This is a genomic window from Citrobacter amalonaticus (genome assembly GCF_002918555.1).
Taxonomy (GTDB): Bacteria; Pseudomonadota; Gammaproteobacteria; order Enterobacterales; family Enterobacteriaceae; genus Citrobacter_C; species Citrobacter_C amalonaticus_A.
On record NZ_PQMB01000003.1, the window covers coordinates 910,983 to 934,436 of the forward strand.

Here is a 23,454-nt window from a genome sequence, read left to right on the forward strand (position 1 = left end):
TAAAAACGCTGTCGGGCTTTGTGTGAGCACTGTCCTGGACCAGGATGGCAAATAAAATAGCCTAATGGGATAGCCTTAGTCTGCTTTTAAAGGTTGACGTGTCATTATTGAGTAATTCCTGAGTATTGCTGCAAAACTTTAACATTGTCATACCTTTTGCGCGGGTCCACCCCGCGCTTTTTTTATCCAATTTTTTGTCGTTTCCACCCGCGTAAAAAATTATGTACATAAGAATTATCGAAAATCTATTGTAATTCAGATTAATCGCGCTATTTTATGGCGGTCCTGATTCATCATACAAATTATTTTTCTTCCGTTATCTTGCCCCTTTGGCAAAATCGGTTATTTTATGTTCATATTCCAGGAGTTCGGGTATGAGGATTTACAGCAAAGAACCTTGCATTGTGGTATTAACTGAAAAAGACGTTTGGCTTAGAGTCAATGGTAAAGAGGCCATTAATTTAAAAGCAAACCATATGGCGCTCATTGCCAGTGAAAATAACATTATTGATATCTCTTCTCTCAATAACGCGCTGGTTGCTCATATTAGTCGCGACATCATCAAAGATTACCTGCGATTTCTTAATAAAGATCTCTCACAAATGCCCGTCTGGCAACGAAGCGCCTCACCGGTGCTGAGCGCCTTCTGTCTGACGCCAGGCGTTTTTCGCGTCGCCGCAGAACACAGCATAACGCATTCCCAAAATCCAGGAGAAAGTGAACGTACCCGCTCCCTTTTGTTCACCGTTCTCTCACGCTTTCTTGACAGTAAAAAGTTCATTCCGTTGTTAATGCATATGTTACGTAACCGCATCAGCGACAGCGTGTACCATATTATTGCCAGCGATATCCATAAAGCCTGGAGCCTCAACCAGGTTGCCAGCTGTTTATGTCTGAGCCCCAGCCTGCTAAAGAAAAAGCTGAAAAATGAAAACACCAGCTATAGTCAAATAATAACCACTTGTCGTATGCGTTATGCGGTGAATCAATTACTGATGGACGGTAAAAATATTTCGCAGGTATCCCAGCTGTGCGGATATAACAGCACCTCTTACTTTATCTCCGTATTCAAAGAGTACTATGGGATGACGCCATTACATTATGTCAGCCAGCACAGAGAGCAATCCGCCGCCTGATTTTTGCGCACTTTGCAATGAGCCACGATAATATCAGCATTGGCGATAAGCCCGCCTCACCTTAATTCATCCGTACTTTGCAGGGGTATGATACAGCCTGATTTATCATTCCTTTCAGGAGTACTTTATGTCTTCGGATGCTGATGCTCACAAAGTGGGCTTAATTCCCGTCACCTTAATGGTGTCGGGAAATATCATGGGTTCAGGTGTTTTTCTGCTTCCCGCTAACCTCGCTTCCACCGGCGGGATTGCAATCTACGGATGGCTGGTGACCATTATTGGCGCGCTGGCACTGTCTATGGTGTACGCCAAAATGTCGTCCTTAGATCCCAGCCCCGGCGGTTCCTACGCTTACGCACGTCGCTGCTTCGGCCCTTTCCTGGGCTACCAGACTAACGTCCTGTACTGGCTGGCCTGTTGGATCGGTAACATTGCGATGGTGGTGATTGGCGTCGGTTATCTGAGCTATTTCTTCCCAATTCTTAAAGATCCGCTGGTATTAACGCTGACCTGTGTGGCGGTGCTGTGGATCTTTGTCCTGTTGAACATTGTCGGACCGAAAATGATCACCCGCGTCCAGGCTGTCGCCACCGTGCTGGCGCTGGTGCCGATCGTCGGGATTGCCGTCTTTGGCTGGTTCTGGTTCCGCGGGGAGACCTATATGGCCGCCTGGAACGTGAGCGGTATGAACACTTTCGGCGCAATTCAGAGCACCCTGAACGTGACGCTGTGGTCGTTTATTGGGGTGGAAAGTGCCTCCGTCGCGGCTGGCGTGGTGAAAAACCCGAAACGCAACGTGCCAATTGCCACCATCGGCGGGGTACTGCTTGCCGCCGTCTGCTATGTTCTCTCAACCACCGCGATCATGGGGATGATCCCCAACGCCGCCCTGCGCGTTTCGGCTTCACCGTTCGGTGACGCGGCGCGGATGGCGCTGGGCAATACCGCTGGCGCCATTGTCTCCTTCTGTGCGGCGGCGGGCTGTTTAGGTTCTCTGGGCGGCTGGACGCTGCTTGCCGGACAAACCGCCAAAGCGGCGGCCGATGACGGCCTGTTCCCGCCGATTTTCGCGCGGGTAAACAAAGCGGGTACCCCGGTTGCCGGACTGATTATTGTGGGCGTGCTGATGACCCTCTTCCAGTTCAGCAGCATGTCGCCAAACGCCGCGAAAGAGTTTGGCCTGGTCTCTTCCGTCTCCGTGATCTTCACGCTGGTGCCGTACCTGTACACCTGCGCCGCCCTGCTCCTGCTCGGCCATGGCCACTTCGGCAAAGCGCGTCCGCTATACCTGCTGGTGACCTTTGTCGCATTTGTTTACTGCATCTGGGCGGTTATCGGTTCCGGAGCAAAAGAGGTGATGTGGTCATTCGTCACGCTGATGATCATTACCGCGCTGTACGCCCTTAACTACAACCGGATCCATAAAAATCCCTATCCGCTGGATGCCCCAGTGAGCCGTAATTAATTCCTCCTGACATCAGGTATTAAGCCAACATTAAGTTCTTAAGGTTGGCTTAATTTTACTTTGCGAGGATTGTCATCACTGAGTCGATGGAAACCCCGTAATGTTAAAGCACCTTCTAAAAAGACCGATCCTCAGCCAGCTCGCCTGGCTAATGCTGGTTTCATTCTATATAGCCGTTTGCCTGAACATCGCCTTCTATAAGCAGGTGTTACAGGTTTTACCGCTGGATTCGGTACGCAACGTGCTGGTTTTTTTATCGATGCCGGTTGTCGCTTTCAGCGTGATTAACATCGTGCTGACGCTGGTTTCCTTCCTGTGGCTCAACCGTCCGCTGGCCTGCCTTTTTATTGTGGTCGGTGCCAGTACGCAGTACTTCATCATGACCTACGGCATCGTTATTGACCGTTCGATGATTGCCAACATGATGGACACCACTCCCGCAGAAACCTTCGCCCTGATAACGCCGCGCATGATGCTCACGCTGGGCCTGAGCGGTATTCTGGCGGCCATTATCGCCTGCTGGATTAAAATCAAACCCACCAGACCTCTGCTGAAAAGCGGTCTTTATCGCGGCGCAAACGTGCTGATCTCCGCGCTATTGATCGTGCTGGTCGCCACCTTTTTCTATAAAGATTACGCCTCGCTGTTTCGCAACAACAAAGAGCTGATCAAATCCCTCAGCCCATCGAACAGTATTGTCGCGACGTCCTCATGGTATTCCCACCAGCGGCTGGCGAACCTGCCGCTGGTCCGGATTGGCGAAGATGCGCATCGCAATCCGCTGATGCTCAAGGAGCCGCGCAAGAACCTGACCATTCTCATCGTCGGTGAAACCTCACGCGGCGAAAACTTCTCGCTCGGCGGCTATCCGCGGGACACCAATCCGCTGCTGGCAAAAGATAATGTGATCTATTTCGCGCATACCACCTCCTGCGGGACCGCCACGGCTATTTCTGTACCGTGCATGTTCTCCGATATGCCGCGCAAACATTATGACGAAGAGCTGGCGCACCATCAGGAAGGGATGCTGGATATTATTCAGCGGGCGGGCATTAACGTGCTGTGGAATGATAACGATGGCGGCTGTAAAGGCGCATGTGACCGCGTTCCGCATCAGAATATGACCGCCCTTAACCTGCCGGGGCAGTGTATTGACGGCGAATGTTATGACGAAGTGCTGTTCCACGGACTGGAAGATTACATCAACACCTTGCAGGGCGACGGCGTGATTGTATTGCACACCATTGGCAGCCACGGCCCAACCTATTACAACCGCTATCCACCGCAGTTTAAGAAATTTACCCCAACCTGCGATACCAATGAAATCCAGACCTGCTCACAGCAACAGCTGGTGAATACCTACGATAATACGCTGGTTTACGTGGACTATATTGTTGATAAAGCGATTAATATACTGAAAGCGCATCAGGATAAATTCACCACCAGCCTGGTCTATCTTTCCGATCATGGCGAATCGCTGGGAGAGAACGGTGTCTATCTGCACGGTCTGCCCTACGCCATTGCGCCAGACACACAAAAACATGTTCCTATGCTCCTCTGGCTCTCTGAGGATTATCAAAAACGCTATCAGATTGACCAGGCCTGCCTGCAAAAACAGGCTAGTTCGCAAGATTATTCGCAGGACAATCTTTTCTCAACCATGCTGGGTTTAACGGGCGTGCAGACGAAGTATTACCAGGCCGCAGATGATATTCTGCAGTCATGCAGGAGAACCGCTGAATGAAGATTCTGATTGTTGAAGACGATACGCTGTTATTACAGGGACTCATTTTAGCGGCGCAAACGGAAGGGTACGCCTGTGACGGCGTCTCTACAGCCCGCGCCGCTGAACAATGCCTGGAGACCGGACATTATAGTCTGGTCGTACTGGATCTCGGCTTACCGGATGAAGATGGCCTGCACTTTCTGTCCCGGATCCGACAGAAAAAGTACACCCTGCCGGTGCTGATCCTGACCGCCCGCGACACGCTGGGCGACAAAGTTTCCGGGCTGGACGTCGGGGCCGACGACTACCTGGTGAAGCCGTTTGCGCTGGAGGAGCTGCACGCCCGCATCCGCTCGCTGCTGCGCCGCCATAACAACCAGGGCGAAAGCGAGCTGGCCGTCGGCAACCTGACGCTGAATATGGGACGTCGCCAGGTCTGGATAGAAGGTGATGAGCTGATCCTGACGCCAAAAGAGTACGCGCTGCTGTCACGCCTGATGCTCAAAGCAGGCAGCCCGGTTCACCGGGAAATCCTCTATAACGATATCTATAACTGGGACAATGAACCGTCCACCAACACCCTGGAAGTGCATATTCACAACCTGCGCGACAAAGTCGGCAAGTCGCGTATCCGCACGGTTCGTGGGTTTGGCTATATGCTGGTCGCAACTGAGGAAGGTTAAGTGAATCTGAGGCGTTTTCTGCAAAGGCCGATGACCCTGCGTCAGCGACTGATGCTTACCATCGGTCTGATTCTGCTGGTTTTCCAGCTCATCAGTACCTTCTGGCTATGGCACGAAAGTACCGAACAAATCCAGCTGTTCGAGCAGGCGCTGCGGGAAAATCGCAACAATGACCGCCATATCATGCACGAGATCCGCGAGGCGGTCGCCAGTCTGATCGTCCCCGGCGTGTTTATGGTCAGCCTCGCGCTGTTGATTTGCTATCAGGCTGTCCGGCGCATCACGCGTCCACTCGCCGACCTGCAAAAAGAGTTAGAGGCACGCACGGCGGATAACCTGACCCCTATCGATATTCACAGCTCCACCATAGAAATTGAGTCCGTGGTTTCCGCGCTCAACGAACTGGTGACCCGGCTGACTAACACCATTGACAACGAGCGGATGTTTACCGCCGACGTCGCCCACGAGCTGCGCACGCCGTTATCCGGCGTACGTCTGCATCTCGAACTGATGGCTAAAACGCACAAACTTGACGTTTCCCCCCTGCTGGCGCGCCTTGACCAGATGATGGACAGCGTCTCGCAGCTATTACAGCTCGCGCGCGTCGGTCAGTCGTTTTCTTCGGGAAACTACCAGCACGTCAAACTGCTGGAAGATGTGATTCTGCCCTCTTACGATGAGCTTAGCACCATGCTGGATCAGCGAGAGCAGACGTTACTGCTACCGGGCAGCACCGACGATGTTATCGTCAAAGGGGATGCCACACTCTTACGTATGCTGTTGCGAAACCTGGTGGAAAACGCCCATCGTTACAGTCCGACAGGCACGACCATCACCATTAGCCTGTACAGCACAGATGAGGCCGTAATGGCCGTCGAGGATGAAGGTCCGGGAGTTGATGAAAGTAAGTGTGGCGAGTTAAGTAAAGCCTTTGTACGCATGGACAGCCGTTACGGCGGAATCGGCCTGGGATTGAGTATTGTCAGCCGCATCACGCAGCTGCATAAGGGACAATTTTTCCTGCGCAATCGCGTGGGAACAACGGGTACCCGTGCATGGGTGGCATTAAAGAAAGATCAGTAGGTTGTGACCCAAACGTACAAAAAACTGCTGACAATCAGCACGCTAAACACGGTCGTTAAACTTTCATAAATACGCTTTTTCATCGCACTCTCCTCCAGGGAATGGAAGAGAGTGTGCCTGAAAGAGATTAAGCAAACCTTAAGGCAATGTGATGTGTATATATTGTCCCACCAGAGACGATGCGCCGGGTGGCGACTGACGCCTTACCCGGCCAACAGAATGTCTGATAGCCCGACGCCATCAGGCAATGACACGCTTACTCGTCAATACGGGGATGCTGCTGTACCAGGCGGGTACGTTTAGACTGCAAATCAGCAATCTCCTGGTCGATATCTTCGATTTTCTGCTCGATGTTATCGTAGTGCTCACCCAGAATTTCCTTCGCTTCCTGAATATCAGAAGCGGCAGGCGTTGCCCCTTTCAGCGGTTGGTTGGCGGTCTCTTTCATCGTAATACCGGTGATAAAACCGATTACCGCAATCACCATCAGGTAATACGCCGGCATCATCAGATTTTGCGAGCTTTCCACCAGCCATGCGGCCAGGGTCGGCGTCAGACCCGCAATCAGCACCGAAATATTAAACGCGGCGGCCAGCGCGCTGTAACGAATGTGCGTCGGGAACATTGCAGGTAATGAAGACGCCATCACCCCGGTAAAGCAGTTGAGGATCACCGCCAGCATCAGCAGTCCCGCAAAAATCAGACCAATAACGTTGCTGTTAATCAGGATAAACGCCGGAATCGCCAGCGCGAACAGCGCGATACTCCCCATGATAATAAACGGGCGGCGGCCAAAGCGGTCACTCAGCAGCCCCATTACCGGCTGTACAAACAGCATCCCGATCATGATGGCGATAATAATCAGCACACCGTGGTCTTCTGAATAGTGCAGGTTATGGGACAGATAGCTCGGCATGTAGGTGAGCAGCATGTAGTAGGTCACGTTGGTGGCGATCACCAGACCGATACACGCCAGCAGGCTGCGCCAGTGTTTGGTCGCAATCTCTTTAAAGGAGACTTTTGGCCCGTCCTGCAATCCTTCACGATCGCCCTGCTCCAGCTTTTCGACGTGCTGCTGGAACGCCGGGGTCTCTTCCAGCGCATGACGCAGATAGAGACCGATAATCCCTAACGGCAGCGCGATGAAAAACGGAATACGCCAGCCCCACTCCAGGAAGTTCGCCTCGCCGACAACGGTGGAGATCAGCACCACCACGCCCGCGCCCAGCACGAAACCGGCAATCGAGCCAAAGTCCAGCCAGCTCCCCATAAATCCGCGCTTACGGTCTGGCGAATACTCGGCAACAAAAATCGACGCGCCGGTGTATTCTCCGCCGACCGAAAAGCCCTGCGCCATTTTACACAGCAGCAGCAGGATCGGCGCCCAGATGCCAATCGAGGCATAAGACGGGATCAGGCCAATACAGAAGGTGCTGATCGACATGATCACGATCGTGATGGCGAGAATCTTCTGGCGACCATATTTATCGCCGAGCATACCGAAGAATAAGCCGCCAAGCGGTCGAATCAGGAAGGGGACGGAGAAAGTGGCAAGTGCAGCAATCATCTGCACGCTGGGGTCAGCCCCCGGGAAAAACACTTTACCTAAAGCGTAAGCAACAAAACCATAAACACCAAAATCGAACCATTCCATCGCGTTACCCAGCGACGCTGCGGTAATCGCCTTTCGCAATTTACCGTCATCAATAATGGTGACGTCGCGAAGCGTAATTGGTTTTATCTTTTTCCTTTTTAGCATAGCAGTCCTCGTAGACTAAGCCCTGTCTCGCTCCGGACCGAATCCATTGGCGCCAGTTGCGCTAACGTCACCGTCGGGCGTTGGGAATTGCACAGGCGCAATCCCTGTAACAAGCGTAGCAGGTTTACTTACACACCCCGGTTAAGGATTGTACAACCGAACCTGTTGACGCCTGATTGGGCGGTTAATGAGCTATCTACCCTACCAGTGTTTAAATTTGTGATCAACTTCACATATATGTTTACGTTTCGTCAACAACGGTAAATAAGATAATTCTTAGTCACTTTTTCCACGTGAAGATGTTGCCAATCAGAAAAAAACAGAACTCCTGCTATTTGAACACGTTGGCTCTAAAATCACGGCTTTTACTATGGCTCTGCGCGAAAATCCGGCGATCATTTTTCACATTCAATTCACGAAACGAAAAATAATAAAAAACATCTCCCCCTTTTGCATAAATTATGTGACAAAGATAACTAAAACATCGTTTTATTTTTATTGAATCAATATATCAACGGGTGCAAAATATTATTATGACGCAACACCTGCGGGCGTGCGGATAAACATAAAATTGCCATTTATCAGATAACACATTGAAGTATAACGATATTAAATTCCTTGCCAGGTAATTCAATACGGCAAGATGTGAGGATGTTTATGAAAATTAAGGCCACCATAGAGCGCATCCCTGGCGGGATGATGTTGATTCCGTTACTGCTTGGCGCGATTTTAAATACCTTTGCCCCTAATACCGGGGAGTATTTTGGTTCCTTTACTAAAGGAATGATCGGCGGCACCGTGCCTGTTCTGGCGGTATGGTTTTTTTGTATCGGTGCATCCATTGACTTACGCGCGACCGGAACCGTATTGCGTAAATCCGGTACGCTGGTGATCACCAAAATCGCTGTCGCATGGGTCGTGGCGATGATAGCCGCATCATTTATCCCGGATACCGGGATCCAGACCGGATTTTTTGCCGGATTATCGGTGCTGGCTATCGTTTCAGCGATGGATATGACCAACGGCGGTCTGTATGCCAGCCTGATGAATCAGTACGGTACTAAGGAAGAGTCCGGGGCGTTCGTCCTGATGTCGCTGGAGTCCGGCCCGCTGATGACGATGGTAATTCTGGGCTCCGCTGGCCTGGCTTCCTTCGAGCCACATCACTTTATCGGGGCCGTACTGCCGTTCCTGATTGGCTTTACGCTGGGGAACCTTGACCACGATCTGCGATCTTTCTTCAGCAAAGCAACACCAGTACTGATCCCATTCTTCGGCTTTGCGCTGGGGAATACCATTAATCTCGGCGTGATCGTGGATACCGGCCTGCTGGGTATTGTTCTGGGCGTGGCGGTTATCGTGATCACCGGTATCCCGCTGATTATTGCAGACCGCGTGATTGGCGGCGGAAATGGTACCGCAGGTGTGGCTGCCTCTTCTGCGGCAGGCGCTGCGGTAGCAAACCCGGTCATTATCGCGCAAATTAACCCGGCGTTTGAACCCGTCGCGGCCTCAGCGACGGCGCTCGTTGCCGCCAGCGTCATCGTTACCGCTATTCTGGTACCGATCATCACCGCGCTGTATGCACGACGCTTCGGTAACCTGCCAGCACAGCAGGCGCAGGAAGAGAAACCTGCCGGGTCTCTGCACCACTAAGTGCAACACCGTCCTCTTTTATCCTCTCTGAGAGGACGGTGTAAAAATTTCCTCGACCATCGCATCCACCAGTCGCTTCGCTGAACAGAGTCGCGGCATCCCCAGCGCCACGTTTTGCCAGCGCTGAGTCACCGACCAGCAGACCGGATGCTTATCCGCGTCGCACCAGTCGCCCACCCAGCTCAGCATATCGTTATGCCCGCCCGTCCCCACTGCCGCAGGCGAACTGAGCCACTGATGGTAGTAATGGCGCGTGGTCGGCGCGGCCTGATGACTGTACGCCAGATAGTGAGTCGCCATCCCACGCAGATTATCTTTCAGCACCGCAACCACTTCCGGGTTTGCCAGACGACAGGCGTCGCCAAAAGGCCCCCAGCGTAGCTCTTCCAGCGCGATAAAACAGCGCCCTGCCAGCGACCAGCCATCATAGGCCCCCGCGTGCCAGCGGGCAAAAATCTGCTCACTGTGCAGACCCGCCTGCACCGTCAACCCCCGCCGGGTTAGCGCCTTTTCTTTCCAGACGCTGCGCTGCGTAAACCACCGTTGCAGAGCATCCAGCTGCCGGGCAATACCGGGAACCGACTGCCCACGGGAGAGATCCGCCTGCTGTAGCAGCGTCAGCCGTTGTACAATCCTGGTTAACGCCAGATGCCCGGGGTCGATCGACCCCGCCAGTTTCTCCACCAGCCCGAGGCGCATCATCAGGTTTTCACTGTACACCCCGGCCATCGCCCACGCGCGAAGCTGCGTCTGCGCCAGAACGTCCTGCGTCAGGCGCTCGCGAAATTGCTGCTGTTGCAGCGTACCGCCCACCCGTTTGGGTTCTTCTCCCTGAACCAGATCGACCATAAACTTCGGATGAATGCACTCCAGCATCCGTCCGGGGCCTTCCAGTAACACGCTCGTCATGTGTGCTCAGCTGCAAAAAGAGTCTGAATATCATCGCGGAGCAGGCGAGAGTCCTCATAAATCCACGCGTTCGCGGCGATGCTGTGTTGTAACTGTTCGCTCAAGGTCGTCACGGCGGATTCATGCTGCTGGCGCACCAGCAGAGTCTCACGCAGGCTCTCCTGTAGTCCGGCAAGGGATAATGAAAACTCTGCAAAAAACGTTGCCATACCTGCCGTAACAGAAACATCGACCTGGACGGCTAAAGCTTGATAAATTTGTTGGCAAAAGTGGCGGACATAATCCTCCAGGCTGCGGTGTAATGCTTTTATATCAATGGAGTAGCGTGCCCTGGCCTCAACCTGTTCATTCCCTCCCCAGTCTGGCTGATTCAGCCAGCGGGAGAAGGTTTCACGTACCCCACCCGCCCGCGGCGCGAGGTTGTCCATCGATTTTTCTTCCGCTATCGCCTCACTGAACAGCTGACGGGTATCGAAATTGAACAGAGAAGCCTGAAAGGCCGGGAGGCCGATCCGCACATGAAACCCCGCATGGCTTAACTCCTCTTTGACTCGCTTCTCGATTGGGCGCATCGCATCATTAAGCGTGCGGCTTAACGTTGCTTCAAGTTGCTCAAAGTGCAGCGTCAGCTCGCAGCTGATAGTTTCCTGCGCGGCCAGCAGCATTCCCTCACAGGAGGAGCGAATTTTACTCAGCACCACCTGCGCCTGCCCTTCGTCATGCAGTATCAGCAGCCCTTCGGTCATTTCTGCTGCAGGAAGAAGAGGAAAACGTTCATATCGCGCCATTTGCAGCACCTGCTCCCGGCTGAAGTCGCTGTCGATACGCCGGAGGATCTCTCCCTGCTGGCGGGTGATAAATACGCTGGCCGAGGCCAGCGCCCGTTCAACCTCGTGTTCCACCTCGTCGCGTACGGCCTTCTGGCTCACCTGTAGCTGCTGCATATCCGCTTCAAGATGCAGAATATTTTGCTGTAACTGCCCGTAAGCAACCGTCAGACCGTGATAACGAAAATCCAGATATTCACGTACGTTTTGGGCATAATTCAGCAACTTTTGCGAAGCAGAACGCAGCGCATAGAGAGAGGCATTGGCATAAGCCGCATGGATAAGCGCCTGAATCGGTTGCTCAAATAGCGAATCTTCCCACAACAGCCTGGCGGCATGACGAATATGGTCGATATCATCAAGATCGGCGCTACGCCAGCGTCTGCCCAGCGCCGCTTCGGCAAAATCCTGCACCCAGCGCTGCTCCTGGTGATCCGGCAAGCGCCCGTTGACCGCCAACTCATGCCGCGCCCGATTCGCCAGGTAGCCCCACATTGACGAGACCGGGTAAATGTGTCCGGGGGTGATACAGCCCTTCATTAAGGTACCGGAAATCATCGCCCGGACCTGCTCCTCGTCGTCGCTGTTACGATCTTTCTGATCGAATTTATTCACCAGCGCGAACAGCGGCACGGATTTCCCCACGGCGGCAATGGCATGGCGCACCTCTTCATCGGAGATCGATTTCAACTGTGTATAGTCCATCACCGCCAGCACGGCAGAGGCACGCGCCAGCTGCTCGTTCAGCATCTTTTGCAGGTGCGGCTGTCCGGCTTCATTAGGCCCCGGTGTATCCAGTAAAGTCAGCTGTCCCGGAAATTTCTCCAGCCCCTCCAGATGCACAAACTCGACGTCGATAACCGGGATATGCTCAATGGCGGCATAGGCGGCAAACGGAAAATCCACCTCCAGCGCTTTCGACAGACGAACCAGATCGTTAAGGCTCTTCAGGCAGTGAAAAATCGGCTGTGCGCCGAGATAGCATCGCTCAAACGCGACGCCATTTTCGATTCGCTGAAGCAGCGCATCCATATCTTTATCGATTTCCAGTACCTGAATCAGATGCTGGCGATCGCGCATGTGCATTCGCTGTTGCAGGGTGAGCATCAGGCTGTCGATCGGCGCGACATGGGGGAAATGCAGGACCGGCTCTTTTTGTCCCGGTGTATGGCGAATCAACGTCGGGAGCGCAGTCATGGGCCGATTACGATTAGGCAAAACCTCAGTGCCGACAATGGCATTGATCGTCGTCGATTTTCCCGCCTTCATCGTGCCGACGATCGCCAGAACCATCTCCAGGCGCGAGATTTTTCGCAATTCATTGCTCAGCATGGCCTGTGGAACATCCATATCACAGGCGCTAAAATGCAACGGTTGAACGGGACCCAGGGTGTCCCCCGAAATTTTTCGGGCGTTATTCAGCGTCACCGTTGGCATTTTCGTTACCCCCTTAAGGTGCTCCAGGGAAAGCAACAGTAAGCGTTCAGCTTCCTGACTTAATTCATATATTGTCTGTGTGTGCATGCAAAATGCTTCCTTAACGAAAATTTTATTACTTTAGTTAGCCGGATGATTTTATTTATGGATTTTCGGCTTTTATAATGACATTAAAAATAAGAAAAACTAAAATAACCTTATGATATTACTGGCTTATTATAATCCAGACGTCACAACGGGCTTTGCACCTCTCATTGGCTGAAATAAGGATAAAGATAAAGAGAGTAGTTCAATTTAAAAAAAACAGATTAACGCATACTATTTTCACCTACCTGAATTAAGGGGCAAGATAAGTAAGTCGTGGTGGAAAATAAAACTGTTGACCGTTATTTCAGGTTATTCACTTCACCTTATCTTAAATATCAATACGTAGCAATTTCCCTCAAAAAAACTTTTTCCTGTTGCTAACCCCCTCCAGCCGCAAGGGCCCATATTCTTAAAACCGGAGTAGCCCCGACAACGTTAAGGATTTTGTGTATAATTGCGGCCTTTTTCAACAATCTGCCATACTTTGGGCGCTTTTGCCCCTGCTGACTTTTGAGGAAATCCCCATGTCATTACCACACTGCCCACAATGCAACTCCGAATACACTTACGAAGATAACGGCATGTTCATCTGCCCGGAATGCGCTCACGAATGGAACGATGCTGAACCAGCCCATGAAGATGACGCCCTGGTCGTCAAAGATGCCAACGGCAACCTGCTGGTTGACGGCGACAGCGTGACCGTGATTAAAGATCTGAAGGTAAAAGGCAGTTCTTCAATGCTGAAGATCGGCACCAAAGTAAAAAATATTCGTCTGGTAGAGGGCGACCATAACATTGATTGCAAAATTGATGGTTTCGGCCCGATGAAACTGAAATCAGAGTTTGTGAAAAAGAGCTGATTTGTCCGGCGGGAGGATCATACTTCCCGCCTGGTTTCTTCTCACTGGCGGTGTCTACACTTAACGGGCTTCTCTTATTCTGAGGTTAAGATCATGCCGTTAAGTCCCTACATCTCTTTTGCCGGCAATTGTGCCGACGCAATCACGTACTACCAAAAATCATTAGGCGCAGAGCTGCTCTACAAAATCAGCTTTGGCGAAATGCCCCAGTCAGCGCAGGATAGCGAAGAGGGTTGCCCGTCAGGAATGAAATTCCCCGATACCGCCATCGCTCATGCTAACGTGCGCATTGCGGGTAGCGACATCATGATGAGCGACGCAGTGTCGGCGGAAAATGCCCACTACTCCGGCTTTACGCTGGTTCTTGACACGCAAAATGTCGAGGAAGGAAAGCGCTGGTTTGAAAGCCTGGCGGTAAACGGAAAAATCGAAATGGACTGGCAGGAGACCTTCTGGGCGCATGGGTTCGGAAAAGTCACCGATCGATTCGGTATCCCCTGGATGATTAACGTTATTAAGCAGCCGCAGCCAACCGAGTAAACCGACGGGAGGCGCGTCCTCCCGTACTGTCATCATATTCGCCCTAACTCTTCATCCGCAGGTAACGTCCTCTTAACCCAAACGTCATATTGATCCGCCACGATGGGGCCACTTTTTTAGGGAGGCCGCATCATGCAAACGATCATTCGCGTCGAGAAACTCTCCAAAACGTTCAATCAAAATCAGGCGCTACATGCGGTTGATCTGAACATCTTTTCCGGTGAGATGGTGGCTCTGCTTGGGCCTTCAGGTTCTGGCAAATCCACCCTTCTGCGTCATCTGAGCGGTTTGATCGCTGGCGATAAGTCGCCGGGCAGCCGGGTGGAACTGCTGGGGCGCACGGTACAGTTCGAAGGCCGTCTGGCACGCGATATCCGCAAGAGTCGCACCCATACCGGTTGCATCTTCCAGCAGTTCAACCTCGTCAACCGCCTGACGGTAATGGAAAACGTGCTGACTGGCGCGCTCGGCAGTACGCCGTTTTGGCGCACCTGTTTTAGCGCCTTCACGCAAGCGCAAAAACAGCGCGCACTGCAAGCCCTGACCCGCGTGGGCATGGCGCACTTTGCGTACCAGCGTGTCTCAACGCTCTCCGGTGGGCAGCAGCAGCGCGTCGCTATCGCACGTGCCCTGATGCAGCAGGCAAAAGTCATTCTCGCCGACGAGCCCATCGCCTCGCTGGATCCGGAATCAGCGCGCATCGTGATGGATACCCTGCGCGACATTAATCAGAACGACGGCATCACCGTGGTCGTCACGCTGCATCAGGTGGATTACGCCCTGCGCTACTGCGAGCGCATTGTGGCGCTACGTCAGGGACATATCTTCTATGACGGCAGTAGTCAGCACTTTGATAACGAAAGATTTGACCATCTCTACCGCAGCATGAACCGCGTCGAACAGAGCGCGCAGGCTGCTTAATTCAAACTGGCGCAGCCAGACTGGATACGAAAACTGCCGCGTACACGTAGTACGTGAGGACTTTGAGCACTGACCGGATTCAGGCTGGCAAGTGAAATCGCCCGGAATAATGCGAGGAAAAAATGAATTACAAAACTGTTGCCGCGCTGGCTTTTACCAGCATGTTCAGCGTTAGCACCTTGTTAAGCCCGGCATTTGCCGAAGATCGGGAAAAAGCGCTGAACTTTGGCATTATTTCGACCGAATCACAGCAAAACCTGAAGCCGCAGTGGGATCCGTTTCTGAAGGATATGGAAAAGAAACTGGGCGTGAAAGTGAACGCCTTCTTCGCCCCGGATTACGCCGGGATCATTCAGGGAATGCGCTTTAATAAAGTCGATATTGCCTGGTACGGCAACCTCTCCGCAATGGAAGCGGTGGATCGCGCTAACGGTCAGGTATTCGCCCAGACCGTCGCCGCAGACGGATCGCCAGGCTACTGGAGCGTGCTGATCGTCAATAAAGACAACCCGATCAACAACCTCAGCGAACTGATCGCCAAACGCAAAGATCTGACCTTTGGCAACGGCGATCCAAACTCCACCTCTGGCTTCCTCGTCCCTGGCTACTACGTCTTCGCGAAAAACAACATCTCCACCAACGACTTCAAACGCACCGTTAACGCCAGTCACGAAACCAACGCGCTGGCTGTCGCCAACAAGCAGGTGGATGTGGCTACCAACAACACCGAAAACCTCGACAAGCTGAAAGCCTCCGCGCCGGACAAGCTGAAGGCGCTGAAGGTGATCTGGAAGTCGCCGCTGATCCCCGGCGATCCGATCGTCTGGCGTAAAAACCTCTCCGAATCCACCAAGGAAAAGGTGTACGACTTCTTTATGAATTACGGCAAAACGCCGGAAGAGAAAGCCGTGCTGGAAGGGCTGGACTGGGCGCCATTCCGCGCCTCCAGCGACCTGCAGCTGGTCCCCATTCGTCAACTGGCGCTGTTTAAAGAGATGCAGGGCGTGAAGGATAACAAAGGGCTGAATGAGGAAGAGAAAGCCAGCAAAACCACTGCGATTAAAGCGCAGCTGGACGACCTCGATCGCCTGACCGCCGCGCTGGGCGCCATGACCAGCGTCACCAAAGCGGTGCAATAAGACATCCAGGCCGGATACGCGCAGCGCCAAAGCGTCATATCCGGCCTGCAACGAAACACACGTTCCTGTGGAGCCAAATATGCAAACCATCACCGTCGCTCCGCCCAGGCGTAGCTGGTTCTCGCTACTGAGCTGGGCCATTCTGCTCGCCATTCTGGCTGTGTCGTGGAAAGGTGCCGAAATGGCTCCGCTCACGCTGTTCCAGGATTCCGGCAATATGGCGACCTTCGCCGCCGATTTCTTCCCGCCGGACTTCAGCCAGTGGCAGCACTATCTCAGTGAAATGGCCGTTACGCTACAAATCGCCGTCTGGGGCACCGCGCTGGCGGTGATCCTGTCGATTCCCTGCGGCCTGCTGTGCGCCGACAACCTCGTACCGTGGTGGATTTACCAGCCAATGCGCCGCCTGATGGACGCCTGCCGCGCCATCAACGAAATGGTCTTCGCCATGCTGTTCGTTGTGGCCGTCGGTCTCGGTCCGTTTGCCGGGGTCATGGCGCTGTTTATCCACACGACCGGCGTGCTCTCCAAGCTGCTGTCTGAAGCGGTAGAAGCCATCGAACCCGGCCCGGTTGAAGGGATTCGCGCCACCGGCGCCAACAAAATTGAGGAGATCCTCTACGGCGTACTGCCGCAGGTGATGCCGCTACTCATCTCCTACTCGCTGTACCGTTTCGAGTCCAACGTCCGCTCCGCCACGGTGGTCGGAATGGTGGGTGCGGGCGGTATCGGCGTCACGCTGTGGGAGGCGATCCGCGGTTTTCAGTTCCCGCAAACCTGTGCGCTGATGGTGTTGATCATCGTGACCGTCAGCCTGCTGGACTTCCTCTCCCAGCGTTTACGTAAGCACTTTATCTGATTAGCGAGGCATTGATTGCTATGCACTTGTCTACACATCCCACCAGCTATCCAACGCGTTATCAGGAGATTGCCGCGAGACTTGAGCAGGAGCTTCGTCAACATTACCGCTGCGGCGATTACCTTCCGGCCGAACATCAGCTTGCCGCGCGTTATGAAGTGAATCGCCATACCCTGCGCCGCGCCATTGACCAGTTAGTTGATCGCGGTTGGGTACAGCGCCGACAGGGCATCGGCGTGCTGGTGCTGATGCGACCGTTCGATTACCCACTCAACGCCCAGGCACGCTTCAGTCAGAACCTGCTGGATCAGGGGAGCCATCCCACCAGCGAAAAACTGCTGGCGGTGCTGCGTCCGGCATCCAGCCACGTTGCCGATGCGCTCAGCGTAGCGGAGGGGGAAAACGTCATTCACCTGCGCACCCTGCGCCGGGTGAACGGTATCGCCCTGTGCCAGATAGACCACTATTTTTCCGACCTGAGTCTCTGGCCGCTGTTACAGGGCTTTCACAGCGGTTCTTTACATGACTTCCTGCGCGAACGCTCCGGTCTGACGCTGCAACGCACGCAGACACGCATCAGCGCCCGCCGCGCACAGGCCAAAGAGAGCAGGATCCTCGAAATCCCCAGTATGGCGCCGCTGCTCTGCGTGCGCACCCTGAACCACCGGGCAGGCGATGAACAGGCCACGGAGTACTCCGTAAGCCTGACCCGCGCCGACATGATCGAATTCACTATGGAGCACTGACTGAATGCACGTCGATATCGCCACCCGCCAGCGCTGGATGCGCGCGCTGGCTTATAGCAGTGCCGAAGCCCTGAACGGGCGACTCCAGGCGCTAAAGCTGTCTGTGGAATATGCGCTGATTCGCGCACCTGAAACCGGGCTGATGCAGATTCAGGCACGGATGGGCGGCACCGGCAATCGCTTCTTTGCTGGCGACACCACGCTCACCCGCGCAGTCGTCCGCCTTAAAAGCGGCACGCTGGGCTACAGCTACCTGCTGGGACGCAACAAACAGCACGCCGAGCAATGCGCCGTCATTGACGCACTGCTCCAGGAACACACGCATTTTCAGAACTTAATGGAAACCCTCATTACCCCGCTGGAAGCCGAACGTGACGCGCTGATGAGCGCTCGCCGCGCCGAAGTCAACGCCAGCCGGGTCGACTTCTTCACGCTGGTACGCGGAGATAACGCATGACCTTACAGACTGCCTTTAACTTACCCGTCCAGGACGCGCAGCAAAGCTTTCGTCGCCTGCTGAAAGCAATGAGCGAACCTGGGGTCATCGTTGCCCTGCATCAGCTCAAACACGGCTGGCAGCCGCTGAACCTCGCCACAACCAGCGTTCTGCTTACGCTGGTTGACGGTGACACCCCGGTCTGGCTGTCGCCTGCCGTCAACAATGACATTGCCCGGCAGAATCTGCGCTTTCACACCAACGCGCCGCTGGTTGAGCAGCCGCAGCTGGCCGCATTTGCCGTTGCTGACGATCATATCAGCAGCGAGCAGCTTAACGTCCTCTCTGCGGGATCTGCCGTCGCGCCGGAAACCAGCGCCACCCTGATTGTGCAGGTCGTCGCCTTAAGCGGGGGGCGGATGCTGCGTCTGACCGGCGCAGGCATTGCCGAAGAGCGGATGATTGCCCCGCAGTTGCCGGAGTGCCTGATCCACGCGCTCACCGAGCGCCCGCATCCTTTCCCGCTGGGAGTCGATCTCATCCTCACCTGCGGCGAGCGGCTGCTGGCTATCCCACGAACCACTCACGTGGAGGTGTGCTGATGTACGTAGCCGTCAAAGGGGGGGAGAAGGCGATTGCCAACGCCCACGCGCTGCAGGAGAACCGACGTCGGGGCGACAGCGCGATGGCTGAACTGAGCGTGGCGCAAATCGAACAACAGATGAACCTCGCCGTCGACCGCGTGATGACCGAAGGCGGCATCGCCGACCGGGAGCTGGCAGCGCTGGCGCTCAAACAGGCCAGCGGCGACAACGTCGAAGCCATCTTCCTGCTGCGCGCCTACCGAACCACGCTGGCAAAACTGGCGGTGAGCGAGCCGCTCAATAGCGCAGAAATGCACCTTGAACGCCGCATTTCCGCCATCTACAAGGATATTCCCGGCGGGCAGGTGCTGGGGCCAACCTACGACTACACCCATCGCCTGCTCGATTTTACCCTGCTGGCTAATGGCGAAACGCCGCCGCTGCGCCGCGCGGAGAGCACGCCGGAGCCCGCCCCGCACGTATTTTCCCTGCTGGCAAACCAGGGGCTGGCGAAGCGCGAAGAGGATAACGGCGCTCAGCCGGATGATATTACCCGCACGCCACCGGTCTACCCCTGCTCACGCGCCTCACGTCTGCAACAGCTGATGCGCGGCGACGAAGGCTACCTGCTGGCGCTGGCTTACTCCACCCAGCGCGGCTATGGACGCAACCACCCGTTCGCCGCCGAAATCCGCAGCGGCTATGTGGCGCTGGAAACGGTACCGGAAGAGCTGGGATTTGCGGTGAACGTCGGCGAACTGCTGATGACCGAATGCGAAATGGTCAACGGTTTTGTCGCACCAGAGAACGAAGCCCCCCATTTTACCCGTGGTTACGGCCTGGTGTTCGGCATGAGCGAACGCAAAGCGATGGCGATGGCGCTGATGGATCGCGCCCTACAGGCAGCCGAATACGATGAAACGGTCACGGGACCGGCGCAGGACGAAGAGTTTGTGCTGGCGCATGCGGATAACGTCGAGGCGGCGGGTTTTGTTTCGCACCTCAAACTTCCCCATTACGTCGATTTCCAGGCCGAGCTGGAACTGCTCAAACGCCTGCAACAGGAGGCTGCCCGTGACGACTAACCTCTCCGGCTACAATTTTGCTTATCTTGATGAGCAGACCAAACGCATGATCCGCCGGGCGATATTGAAAGCGGTGGCGATTCCCGGCTATCAGGTGCCGTTCGGCGGGCGCGAAATGCCGATGCCTTACGGCTGGGGGACCGGCGGTATTCAGATCACCGCCAGCGTGATCGGCGAGCCGGACGTGCTGAAGGTCATCGATCAGGGTGCGGATGACACCACCAACGCGGTGTCGATCCGCAACTTCTTCAGACGTATCACCGGCGTCAACACCACCGAGCGTACGGAAGATGCCACGCTGATCCAGACCCGTCACCGGATCCCGGAAACACCGCTGACGGAAGATCAGATCCTGATCTTCCAGGTGCCGATCCCGGAACCGCTGCGCTTCATTGAGCCACGCGAAACCGAAACCCGCACCATGCACGCCCTGGAAGAGTACGGCGTGATGCAGGTGAAGCTGTATGAAGATATCGCCCGCTTTGGCCATATCGCCACCACCTACGCCTATCCGGTAAAGGTGAATGGCCGTTATGTGATGGACCCCTCGCCCATCCCGAAATTCGACAACCCGAAGATGAACATGATGCCGGCCCTGCAACTGTTTGGCGCGGGCCGCGAAAAACGCATCTACGCGGTGCCGCCCTTTACTCGCGTGGAGAGTCTCGATTTCGACGATCACCCTTTCACCGTGCAGAGCTGGGATGAACCTTGCGCCATCTGCGGTTCAACGCACAGCTATCTTGACGAAGTGGTGCTTGATGACACAGGCAAACGGATGTTTGTCTGTTCCGACACCGACTACTGCCGCCAACAGAGCGAGGCCCTCAACCCATGACGCAACCGCTGCTTTCGGTTAATCACCTGACCCATCTCTACGCGCCGGGCAAAGGCTTCAGCGATGTCTCTTTTGACCTGTGGCCTGGCGAAGTGCTGGGCATTGTCGGGGAGTCCGGTTCCGGCAAAACCACCCTGCTGAAATCGCTCTCCTCGCGCCTGATGCCGCAGTCTGGCGATATTCAGTATCAGAACCGTTCGCTGTACGGAATGAGCGAGGCCGAACGCCGCCGCCTGCTGCGCACCGAATGGGGCGTGGTACATCAGCATCCGATGGACGGCCTGCGCCGCCAGGTTTCGGCTGGTGGAAATATCGGCGAACGCCTGATGGCCACCGGCGCGCGTCACTATGGCGAAATCCGCGCCACCGCCCGGCGCTGGCTGGAGGAAGTGGAAATTCCGGCCTCGCGCATCGACGATCTGCCGACCACCTTTTCCGGCGGAATGCAGCAGCGTTTGCAGATTGCCCGCAATCTGGTGACCCATCCCAGACTGGTATTTATGGATGAACCCACCGGCGGACTGGACGTTTCCGTACAGGCCAGACTGCTGGACCTGTTGCGCGGTCTGGTGGTGGAACTGGATCTGGCGGTGGTGATTGTCACCCATGATTTGGGCGTGGCGCGTCTGCTGGCGGATCGTCTGCTGGTAATGAAGCAGGGGCAGGTGGTGGAAAGTGGATTAACCGACCGCGTGCTCGACGATCCGCATCATCCCTATACCCAGTTGCTGGTGTCGTCCGTATTGCAGAATTAACGATTATTTTGCCGGGTGGCGCTACGCTTACCCGGCCTACGGATTCGCACAGTTTGTAGGCCGGATAAGGCGAAGCCGCCATCAGGCAATCAGGATTAAGAGGCCAACATGATTCGCGTAGAAAATGTCAGTAAAACCTTTGTCCTGCACCAGCAAAACGGTGTGCGCCTGGCTGTGTTACAAAACGCTTCCCTGGAGGTAAAAAAAGGCGAATGTGTGGTGCTGCACGGTCACTCGGGCAGCGGTAAATCAACGCTGTTGCGTTCTTTATACGCCAACTATCTGCCGGATGAAGGCCATATCCATGTCCGCCATGCGCAGGAGTGGGTGGATCTGGTGCAGGCTCCGCCGCGTAAAGTGCGGGAAGTTCGCCGCGCCACTATCGGCTGGGTAAGCCAGTTTCTGCGCGTTATCCCCCGGATCCCGACGCTGGATGTGGTGATGCAGCCGCTGCTGGATCTGGGAGTCCCGCGCGAAGCGTGCGCCGCCAAAGCCGCGAATCTGCTCACGCGCCTGAACGTGCCAGAGCGCTTATGGCACCTCGCGCCTTCTACCTTTTCTGGCGGCGAGCAGCAGCGCGTCAATATCGCGCGCGGGTTTATTGTTGACTACCCGATTTTGCTGCTCGACGAACCAACCGCCTCGCTGGACGCCAAAAACAGCGCTGCCGTGGTGGCGCTGATTGAAGAGGCGAAAGCCCGCGACGCGGCGATTGTCGGTATTTTTCACGATCAAACCGTGCGCGACCGCGTGGCAGATCGCCTGCACCTGATGGGAACAACACCATGATTATCAACAATGTAAAGCTGATACTGGAAAATGAAGTCGTGCAGGGATCGCTGGAAATGGAAGACGGGGTAATCCGCGCCATTGCCGACAGCCCGAGCCGTCTTCCTGAGGCGCTGGACGGCGAAGGCGGCTGGCTGCTGCCGGGGCTGATAGAGCTGCATACCGACAATCTCGACAAGTTTTTCACCCCACGTCCAAAAGTTGACTGGCCTGCTCATTCGGCGATGAGCAGCCATGACGCACTGATGGTCGCCAGCGGGATCACCACCGTGCTGGACGCCGTGGCCATTGGCGATGTACGCGACGGCGGCGATCGTCTGGAAAATCTGGAGAAGATGATCAATGCCGTAGAAGAGACGCAAAAGCGTGGGGTGAACCGGGCAGAGCACCGTCTGCATCTGCGCTGCGAGCTGCCGCACCACACCACCCTGCCGCTGTTTGAAAAGCTGGTTGGTCGCGAACCGGTAACGCTGGTTTCGCTGATGGATCACTCGCCAGGCCAGCGTCAGTTCGCCAGCCGCGAAAAATACCGCGAGTACTATCAGGGCAAATATTCGCTCACCAATGAGCAGATGAATCAGTATGAAGAAGAACAGCTTCAGCTTGCCGCTCGCTGGTCGCAGCCAAATCGCAGCGCCATCGCACAAATGTGCCGGGAGCGGCATATTGCGCTGGCGAGCCACGATGACGCCACTCATGAGCATGTGCGGGAATCGCACCAGCTTGGCAGCGTGATCGCCGAATTTCCCACCACGTTTGCAGCAGCAGAGGCCTCACGCCAGCACGGCATGAATGTGCTGATGGGCGCGCCAAACATCGTGCGCGGTGGCTCTCACTCTGGCAACGTGGCGGCTCATTCGCTAGCAGAACAGGGGCTACTGGATATCCTCTCCTCTGATTACTACCCCGCCAGCCTGCTTGATGCGGCATTTCGCGTGGCTGATGACGATGGCAACCGCTTTACGTTGCCGCAGGCCATTCGCCTGGTGACCGGTAATCCAGCCAGGGCGCTGGATCTCGACGATCGCGGCGTCATCGCCGAAGGTAAACGCGCGGATCTGGTGCTGGCGCACCGCAAAGGCGATCACATCCATATCGACCACGTCTGGCGGCAGGGAAAAAGGGTATTCTGAC

The 23,454-nt window shown here is 54.9% G+C and carries 23 protein-coding genes; 19 read left to right on the forward strand and 4 right to left on the reverse strand.

What is annotated here, in order from left to right:
- The first annotated feature begins 374 nt into the window (after positions 1–374).
- The 5 genes from C3432_RS17085 (at position 375) to pmrB (ending at position 6,093) form a co-directional block, all read left to right on the forward strand.
- Positions 375–1,136 (forward strand): AraC family transcriptional regulator, encoded by a 762-nt coding sequence (locus C3432_RS17085; protein ID WP_103777728.1) that lies wholly within the window; start codon positions 375–377, stop codon positions 1,134–1,136.
- A 127-nt stretch (positions 1,137–1,263) separates the two neighbouring features.
- Complete coding sequence (gene adiC, locus C3432_RS17090; RefSeq protein ID WP_103777729.1) at positions 1,264–2,601, forward strand: arginine/agmatine antiporter; 1,338 nt, start codon at positions 1,264–1,266, stop codon at positions 2,599–2,601.
- Positions 2,602–2,701: 100 nt separating this feature from the next.
- The gene (eptA, locus tag C3432_RS17095; RefSeq protein ID WP_103777730.1) at positions 2,702–4,345 is read left to right on the forward strand and encodes a phosphoethanolamine transferase EptA; all 1,644 of its coding nucleotides are present in this window, start codon (positions 2,702–2,704) and stop codon (positions 4,343–4,345) included.
- A complete protein-coding gene (pmrA, locus tag C3432_RS17100) occupies positions 4,342–5,010 on the forward strand; it encodes a two-component system response regulator PmrA (RefSeq protein WP_103777731.1) in 669 nt (222 codons plus the stop codon). The genes eptA and pmrA overlap by 4 nt, the downstream gene beginning before the upstream one ends.
- Positions 5,011–6,093: a two-component system sensor histidine kinase PmrB gene (gene pmrB, locus C3432_RS17105; protein ID WP_103777732.1), complete on the forward strand. Its 1,083-nt coding sequence runs from the start codon at positions 5,011–5,013 to the stop codon at positions 6,091–6,093.
- Here the strand turns inward: pmrB and pmrR are convergent.
- Both pmrR and proP read right to left on the reverse strand, forming a co-directional pair.
- Positions 6,087–6,176 (reverse strand): LpxT activity modulator PmrR, encoded by a 90-nt coding sequence (pmrR, locus tag C3432_RS17110; RefSeq protein WP_103777733.1) that lies wholly within the window; start codon positions 6,174–6,176, stop codon positions 6,087–6,089. The two genes, pmrB and pmrR, sit on opposite strands and share 7 nt — an antisense overlap.
- 173 nt (positions 6,177–6,349) lie before the next feature.
- On the reverse strand, positions 6,350–7,852 hold the full coding sequence (gene proP, locus C3432_RS17115; protein ID WP_103777734.1) for a glycine betaine/L-proline transporter ProP: 1,503 nt from the start codon (positions 7,850–7,852) through the stop codon (positions 6,350–6,352).
- Positions 7,853–8,509: 657 nt separating this feature from the next.
- Between proP and kdgT the strand changes: the two genes are divergently transcribed.
- Positions 8,510–9,508 carry a 2-keto-3-deoxygluconate transporter gene (kdgT, locus tag C3432_RS17120; protein WP_103777735.1) on the forward strand — a complete coding sequence of 333 codons (999 nt, stop codon included), beginning with the start codon at positions 8,510–8,512 and terminating at the stop codon, positions 9,506–9,508.
- Positions 9,509–9,526: 18 nt separating this feature from the next.
- Here the strand turns inward: kdgT and C3432_RS17125 are convergent, their stop codons facing one another.
- Together C3432_RS17125 and crfC are read right to left on the reverse strand one after the other, a co-directional pair.
- Complete coding sequence (locus tag C3432_RS17125; RefSeq protein ID WP_103777736.1) at positions 9,527–10,417, reverse strand: diguanylate cyclase regulator RdcB family protein; 891 nt, start codon at positions 10,415–10,417, stop codon at positions 9,527–9,529.
- Positions 10,414–12,768, reverse strand: coding sequence for a clamp-binding protein CrfC (gene crfC / locus C3432_RS17130; protein ID WP_103777737.1), 2,355 nt, complete (start codon positions 12,766–12,768; stop codon positions 10,414–10,416). The genes C3432_RS17125 and crfC overlap by 4 nt, the downstream gene beginning before the upstream one ends.
- A 524-nt stretch (positions 12,769–13,292) precedes the next feature.
- On the opposite strand from crfC, the gene C3432_RS17135 reads away from it, so the two are divergent.
- The 13 genes from C3432_RS17135 to phnM all read left to right on the forward strand — a co-directional run bounded on the left by C3432_RS17135 (position 13,293) and on the right by phnM (position 23,453).
- Complete coding sequence (locus tag C3432_RS17135; RefSeq protein WP_103777738.1) at positions 13,293–13,628, forward strand: zinc ribbon domain-containing protein YjdM; 336 nt, start codon at positions 13,293–13,295, stop codon at positions 13,626–13,628.
- Between the two features lie 93 nt (positions 13,629–13,721).
- The gene (yjdN, locus tag C3432_RS17140) at positions 13,722–14,168 is read left to right on the forward strand and encodes a VOC family metalloprotein YjdN (RefSeq protein WP_103777739.1); all 447 of its coding nucleotides are present in this window, start codon (positions 13,722–13,724) and stop codon (positions 14,166–14,168) included.
- 132 nt (positions 14,169–14,300) lie between these two features.
- Positions 14,301–15,089, forward strand: a complete 789-nt coding sequence (phnC, locus tag C3432_RS17145) for a phosphonate ABC transporter ATP-binding protein (protein ID WP_103777740.1) — start codon at positions 14,301–14,303, stop codon at positions 15,087–15,089.
- Positions 15,090–15,211: 122 nt separating this feature from the next.
- On the forward strand, positions 15,212–16,228 hold the full coding sequence (gene phnD / locus C3432_RS17150) for a phosphonate ABC transporter substrate-binding protein (RefSeq protein WP_103777741.1): 1,017 nt from the start codon (positions 15,212–15,214) through the stop codon (positions 16,226–16,228).
- 79 nt (positions 16,229–16,307) lie between these two features.
- On the forward strand, positions 16,308–17,087 hold the full coding sequence (gene phnE / locus C3432_RS17155) for a phosphonate ABC transporter, permease protein PhnE (RefSeq protein ID WP_103777742.1): 780 nt from the start codon (positions 16,308–16,310) through the stop codon (positions 17,085–17,087).
- Positions 17,088–17,107: 20 nt separating this feature from the next.
- Positions 17,108–17,833 (forward strand): phosphonate metabolism transcriptional regulator PhnF, encoded by a 726-nt coding sequence (gene phnF, locus C3432_RS17160; RefSeq protein ID WP_103777743.1) that lies wholly within the window; start codon positions 17,108–17,110, stop codon positions 17,831–17,833.
- Positions 17,834–17,837: 4 nt separating this feature from the next.
- On the forward strand, positions 17,838–18,290 hold the full coding sequence (phnG, locus tag C3432_RS17165; RefSeq protein ID WP_103777744.1) for a phosphonate C-P lyase system protein PhnG: 453 nt from the start codon (positions 17,838–17,840) through the stop codon (positions 18,288–18,290).
- The gene (phnH, locus tag C3432_RS17170) at positions 18,287–18,871 is read left to right on the forward strand and encodes a phosphonate C-P lyase system protein PhnH (RefSeq protein ID WP_103777745.1); all 585 of its coding nucleotides are present in this window, start codon (positions 18,287–18,289) and stop codon (positions 18,869–18,871) included. Before phnG ends, phnH begins: the two co-directional genes overlap by 4 nt.
- Entirely contained in the window at positions 18,871–19,938 is a 1,068-nt protein-coding gene (locus C3432_RS17175; RefSeq protein WP_103777746.1) for a carbon-phosphorus lyase complex subunit PhnI, read from the forward strand. The genes phnH and C3432_RS17175 overlap by 1 nt, the downstream gene beginning before the upstream one ends.
- A 46-nt stretch (positions 19,939–19,984) precedes the next feature.
- Positions 19,985–20,776, forward strand: coding sequence for an alpha-D-ribose 1-methylphosphonate 5-phosphate C-P-lyase PhnJ (gene phnJ / locus C3432_RS17180; RefSeq protein WP_258041626.1), 792 nt, complete (start codon positions 19,985–19,987; stop codon positions 20,774–20,776).
- Entirely contained in the window at positions 20,773–21,531 is a 759-nt protein-coding gene (phnK, locus tag C3432_RS17185; RefSeq protein ID WP_103777748.1) for a phosphonate C-P lyase system protein PhnK, read from the forward strand. Before phnJ ends, phnK begins: the two co-directional genes overlap by 4 nt.
- Positions 21,532–21,639: 108 nt before the next feature.
- A complete protein-coding gene (phnL, locus tag C3432_RS17190; RefSeq protein ID WP_103777749.1) occupies positions 21,640–22,320 on the forward strand; it encodes a phosphonate C-P lyase system protein PhnL in 681 nt (226 codons plus the stop codon).
- A complete protein-coding gene (gene phnM / locus C3432_RS17195; protein WP_103777750.1) occupies positions 22,317–23,453 on the forward strand; it encodes an alpha-D-ribose 1-methylphosphonate 5-triphosphate diphosphatase in 1,137 nt (378 codons plus the stop codon). Before phnL ends, phnM begins: the two co-directional genes overlap by 4 nt.
- Position 23,454: the final 1 nt, after the last annotated feature.

Coding starts and splice junctions, on each gene's coding strand:
- pmrA (WP_103777731.1), top strand. CDS start 4,342: ATGAAGATTCTGATTGTTGAAGACGATACGCTGTTATTACAGGGACTC.
- proP (WP_103777734.1), bottom strand. CDS start 7,852: ATGCTAAAAAGGAAAAAGATAAAACCAATTACGCTTCGCGACGTCACC.
- phnF (WP_103777743.1), top strand. CDS start 17,108: ATGCACTTGTCTACACATCCCACCAGCTATCCAACGCGTTATCAGGAG.
- eptA (WP_103777730.1), top strand. CDS start 2,702: ATGTTAAAGCACCTTCTAAAAAGACCGATCCTCAGCCAGCTCGCCTGG.
- pmrR (WP_103777733.1), bottom strand. CDS start 6,176: ATGAAAAAGCGTATTTATGAAAGTTTAACGACCGTGTTTAGCGTGCTG.
- C3432_RS17175 (WP_103777746.1), top strand. CDS start 18,871: ATGTACGTAGCCGTCAAAGGGGGGGAGAAGGCGATTGCCAACGCCCAC.
- phnE (WP_103777742.1), top strand. CDS start 16,308: ATGCAAACCATCACCGTCGCTCCGCCCAGGCGTAGCTGGTTCTCGCTA.
- phnK (WP_103777748.1), top strand. CDS start 20,773: ATGACGCAACCGCTGCTTTCGGTTAATCACCTGACCCATCTCTACGCG.
- C3432_RS17125 (WP_103777736.1), bottom strand. CDS start 10,417: ATGACGAGCGTGTTACTGGAAGGCCCCGGACGGATGCTGGAGTGCATT.
- phnH (WP_103777745.1), top strand. CDS start 18,287: ATGACCTTACAGACTGCCTTTAACTTACCCGTCCAGGACGCGCAGCAA.
- phnL (WP_103777749.1), top strand. CDS start 21,640: ATGATTCGCGTAGAAAATGTCAGTAAAACCTTTGTCCTGCACCAGCAA.
- crfC (WP_103777737.1), bottom strand. CDS start 12,768: ATGCACACACAGACAATATATGAATTAAGTCAGGAAGCTGAACGCTTA.
- C3432_RS17135 (WP_103777738.1), top strand. CDS start 13,293: ATGTCATTACCACACTGCCCACAATGCAACTCCGAATACACTTACGAA.
- phnC (WP_103777740.1), top strand. CDS start 14,301: ATGCAAACGATCATTCGCGTCGAGAAACTCTCCAAAACGTTCAATCAA.
- C3432_RS17085 (WP_103777728.1), top strand. CDS start 375: ATGAGGATTTACAGCAAAGAACCTTGCATTGTGGTATTAACTGAAAAA.
- phnG (WP_103777744.1), top strand. CDS start 17,838: ATGCACGTCGATATCGCCACCCGCCAGCGCTGGATGCGCGCGCTGGCT.
- phnD (WP_103777741.1), top strand. CDS start 15,212: ATGAATTACAAAACTGTTGCCGCGCTGGCTTTTACCAGCATGTTCAGC.
- yjdN (WP_103777739.1), top strand. CDS start 13,722: ATGCCGTTAAGTCCCTACATCTCTTTTGCCGGCAATTGTGCCGACGCA.
- adiC (WP_103777729.1), top strand. CDS start 1,264: ATGTCTTCGGATGCTGATGCTCACAAAGTGGGCTTAATTCCCGTCACC.
- phnM (WP_103777750.1), top strand. CDS start 22,317: ATGATTATCAACAATGTAAAGCTGATACTGGAAAATGAAGTCGTGCAG.
- kdgT (WP_103777735.1), top strand. CDS start 8,510: ATGAAAATTAAGGCCACCATAGAGCGCATCCCTGGCGGGATGATGTTG.
- phnJ (WP_258041626.1), top strand. CDS start 19,985: ATGATCCGCCGGGCGATATTGAAAGCGGTGGCGATTCCCGGCTATCAG.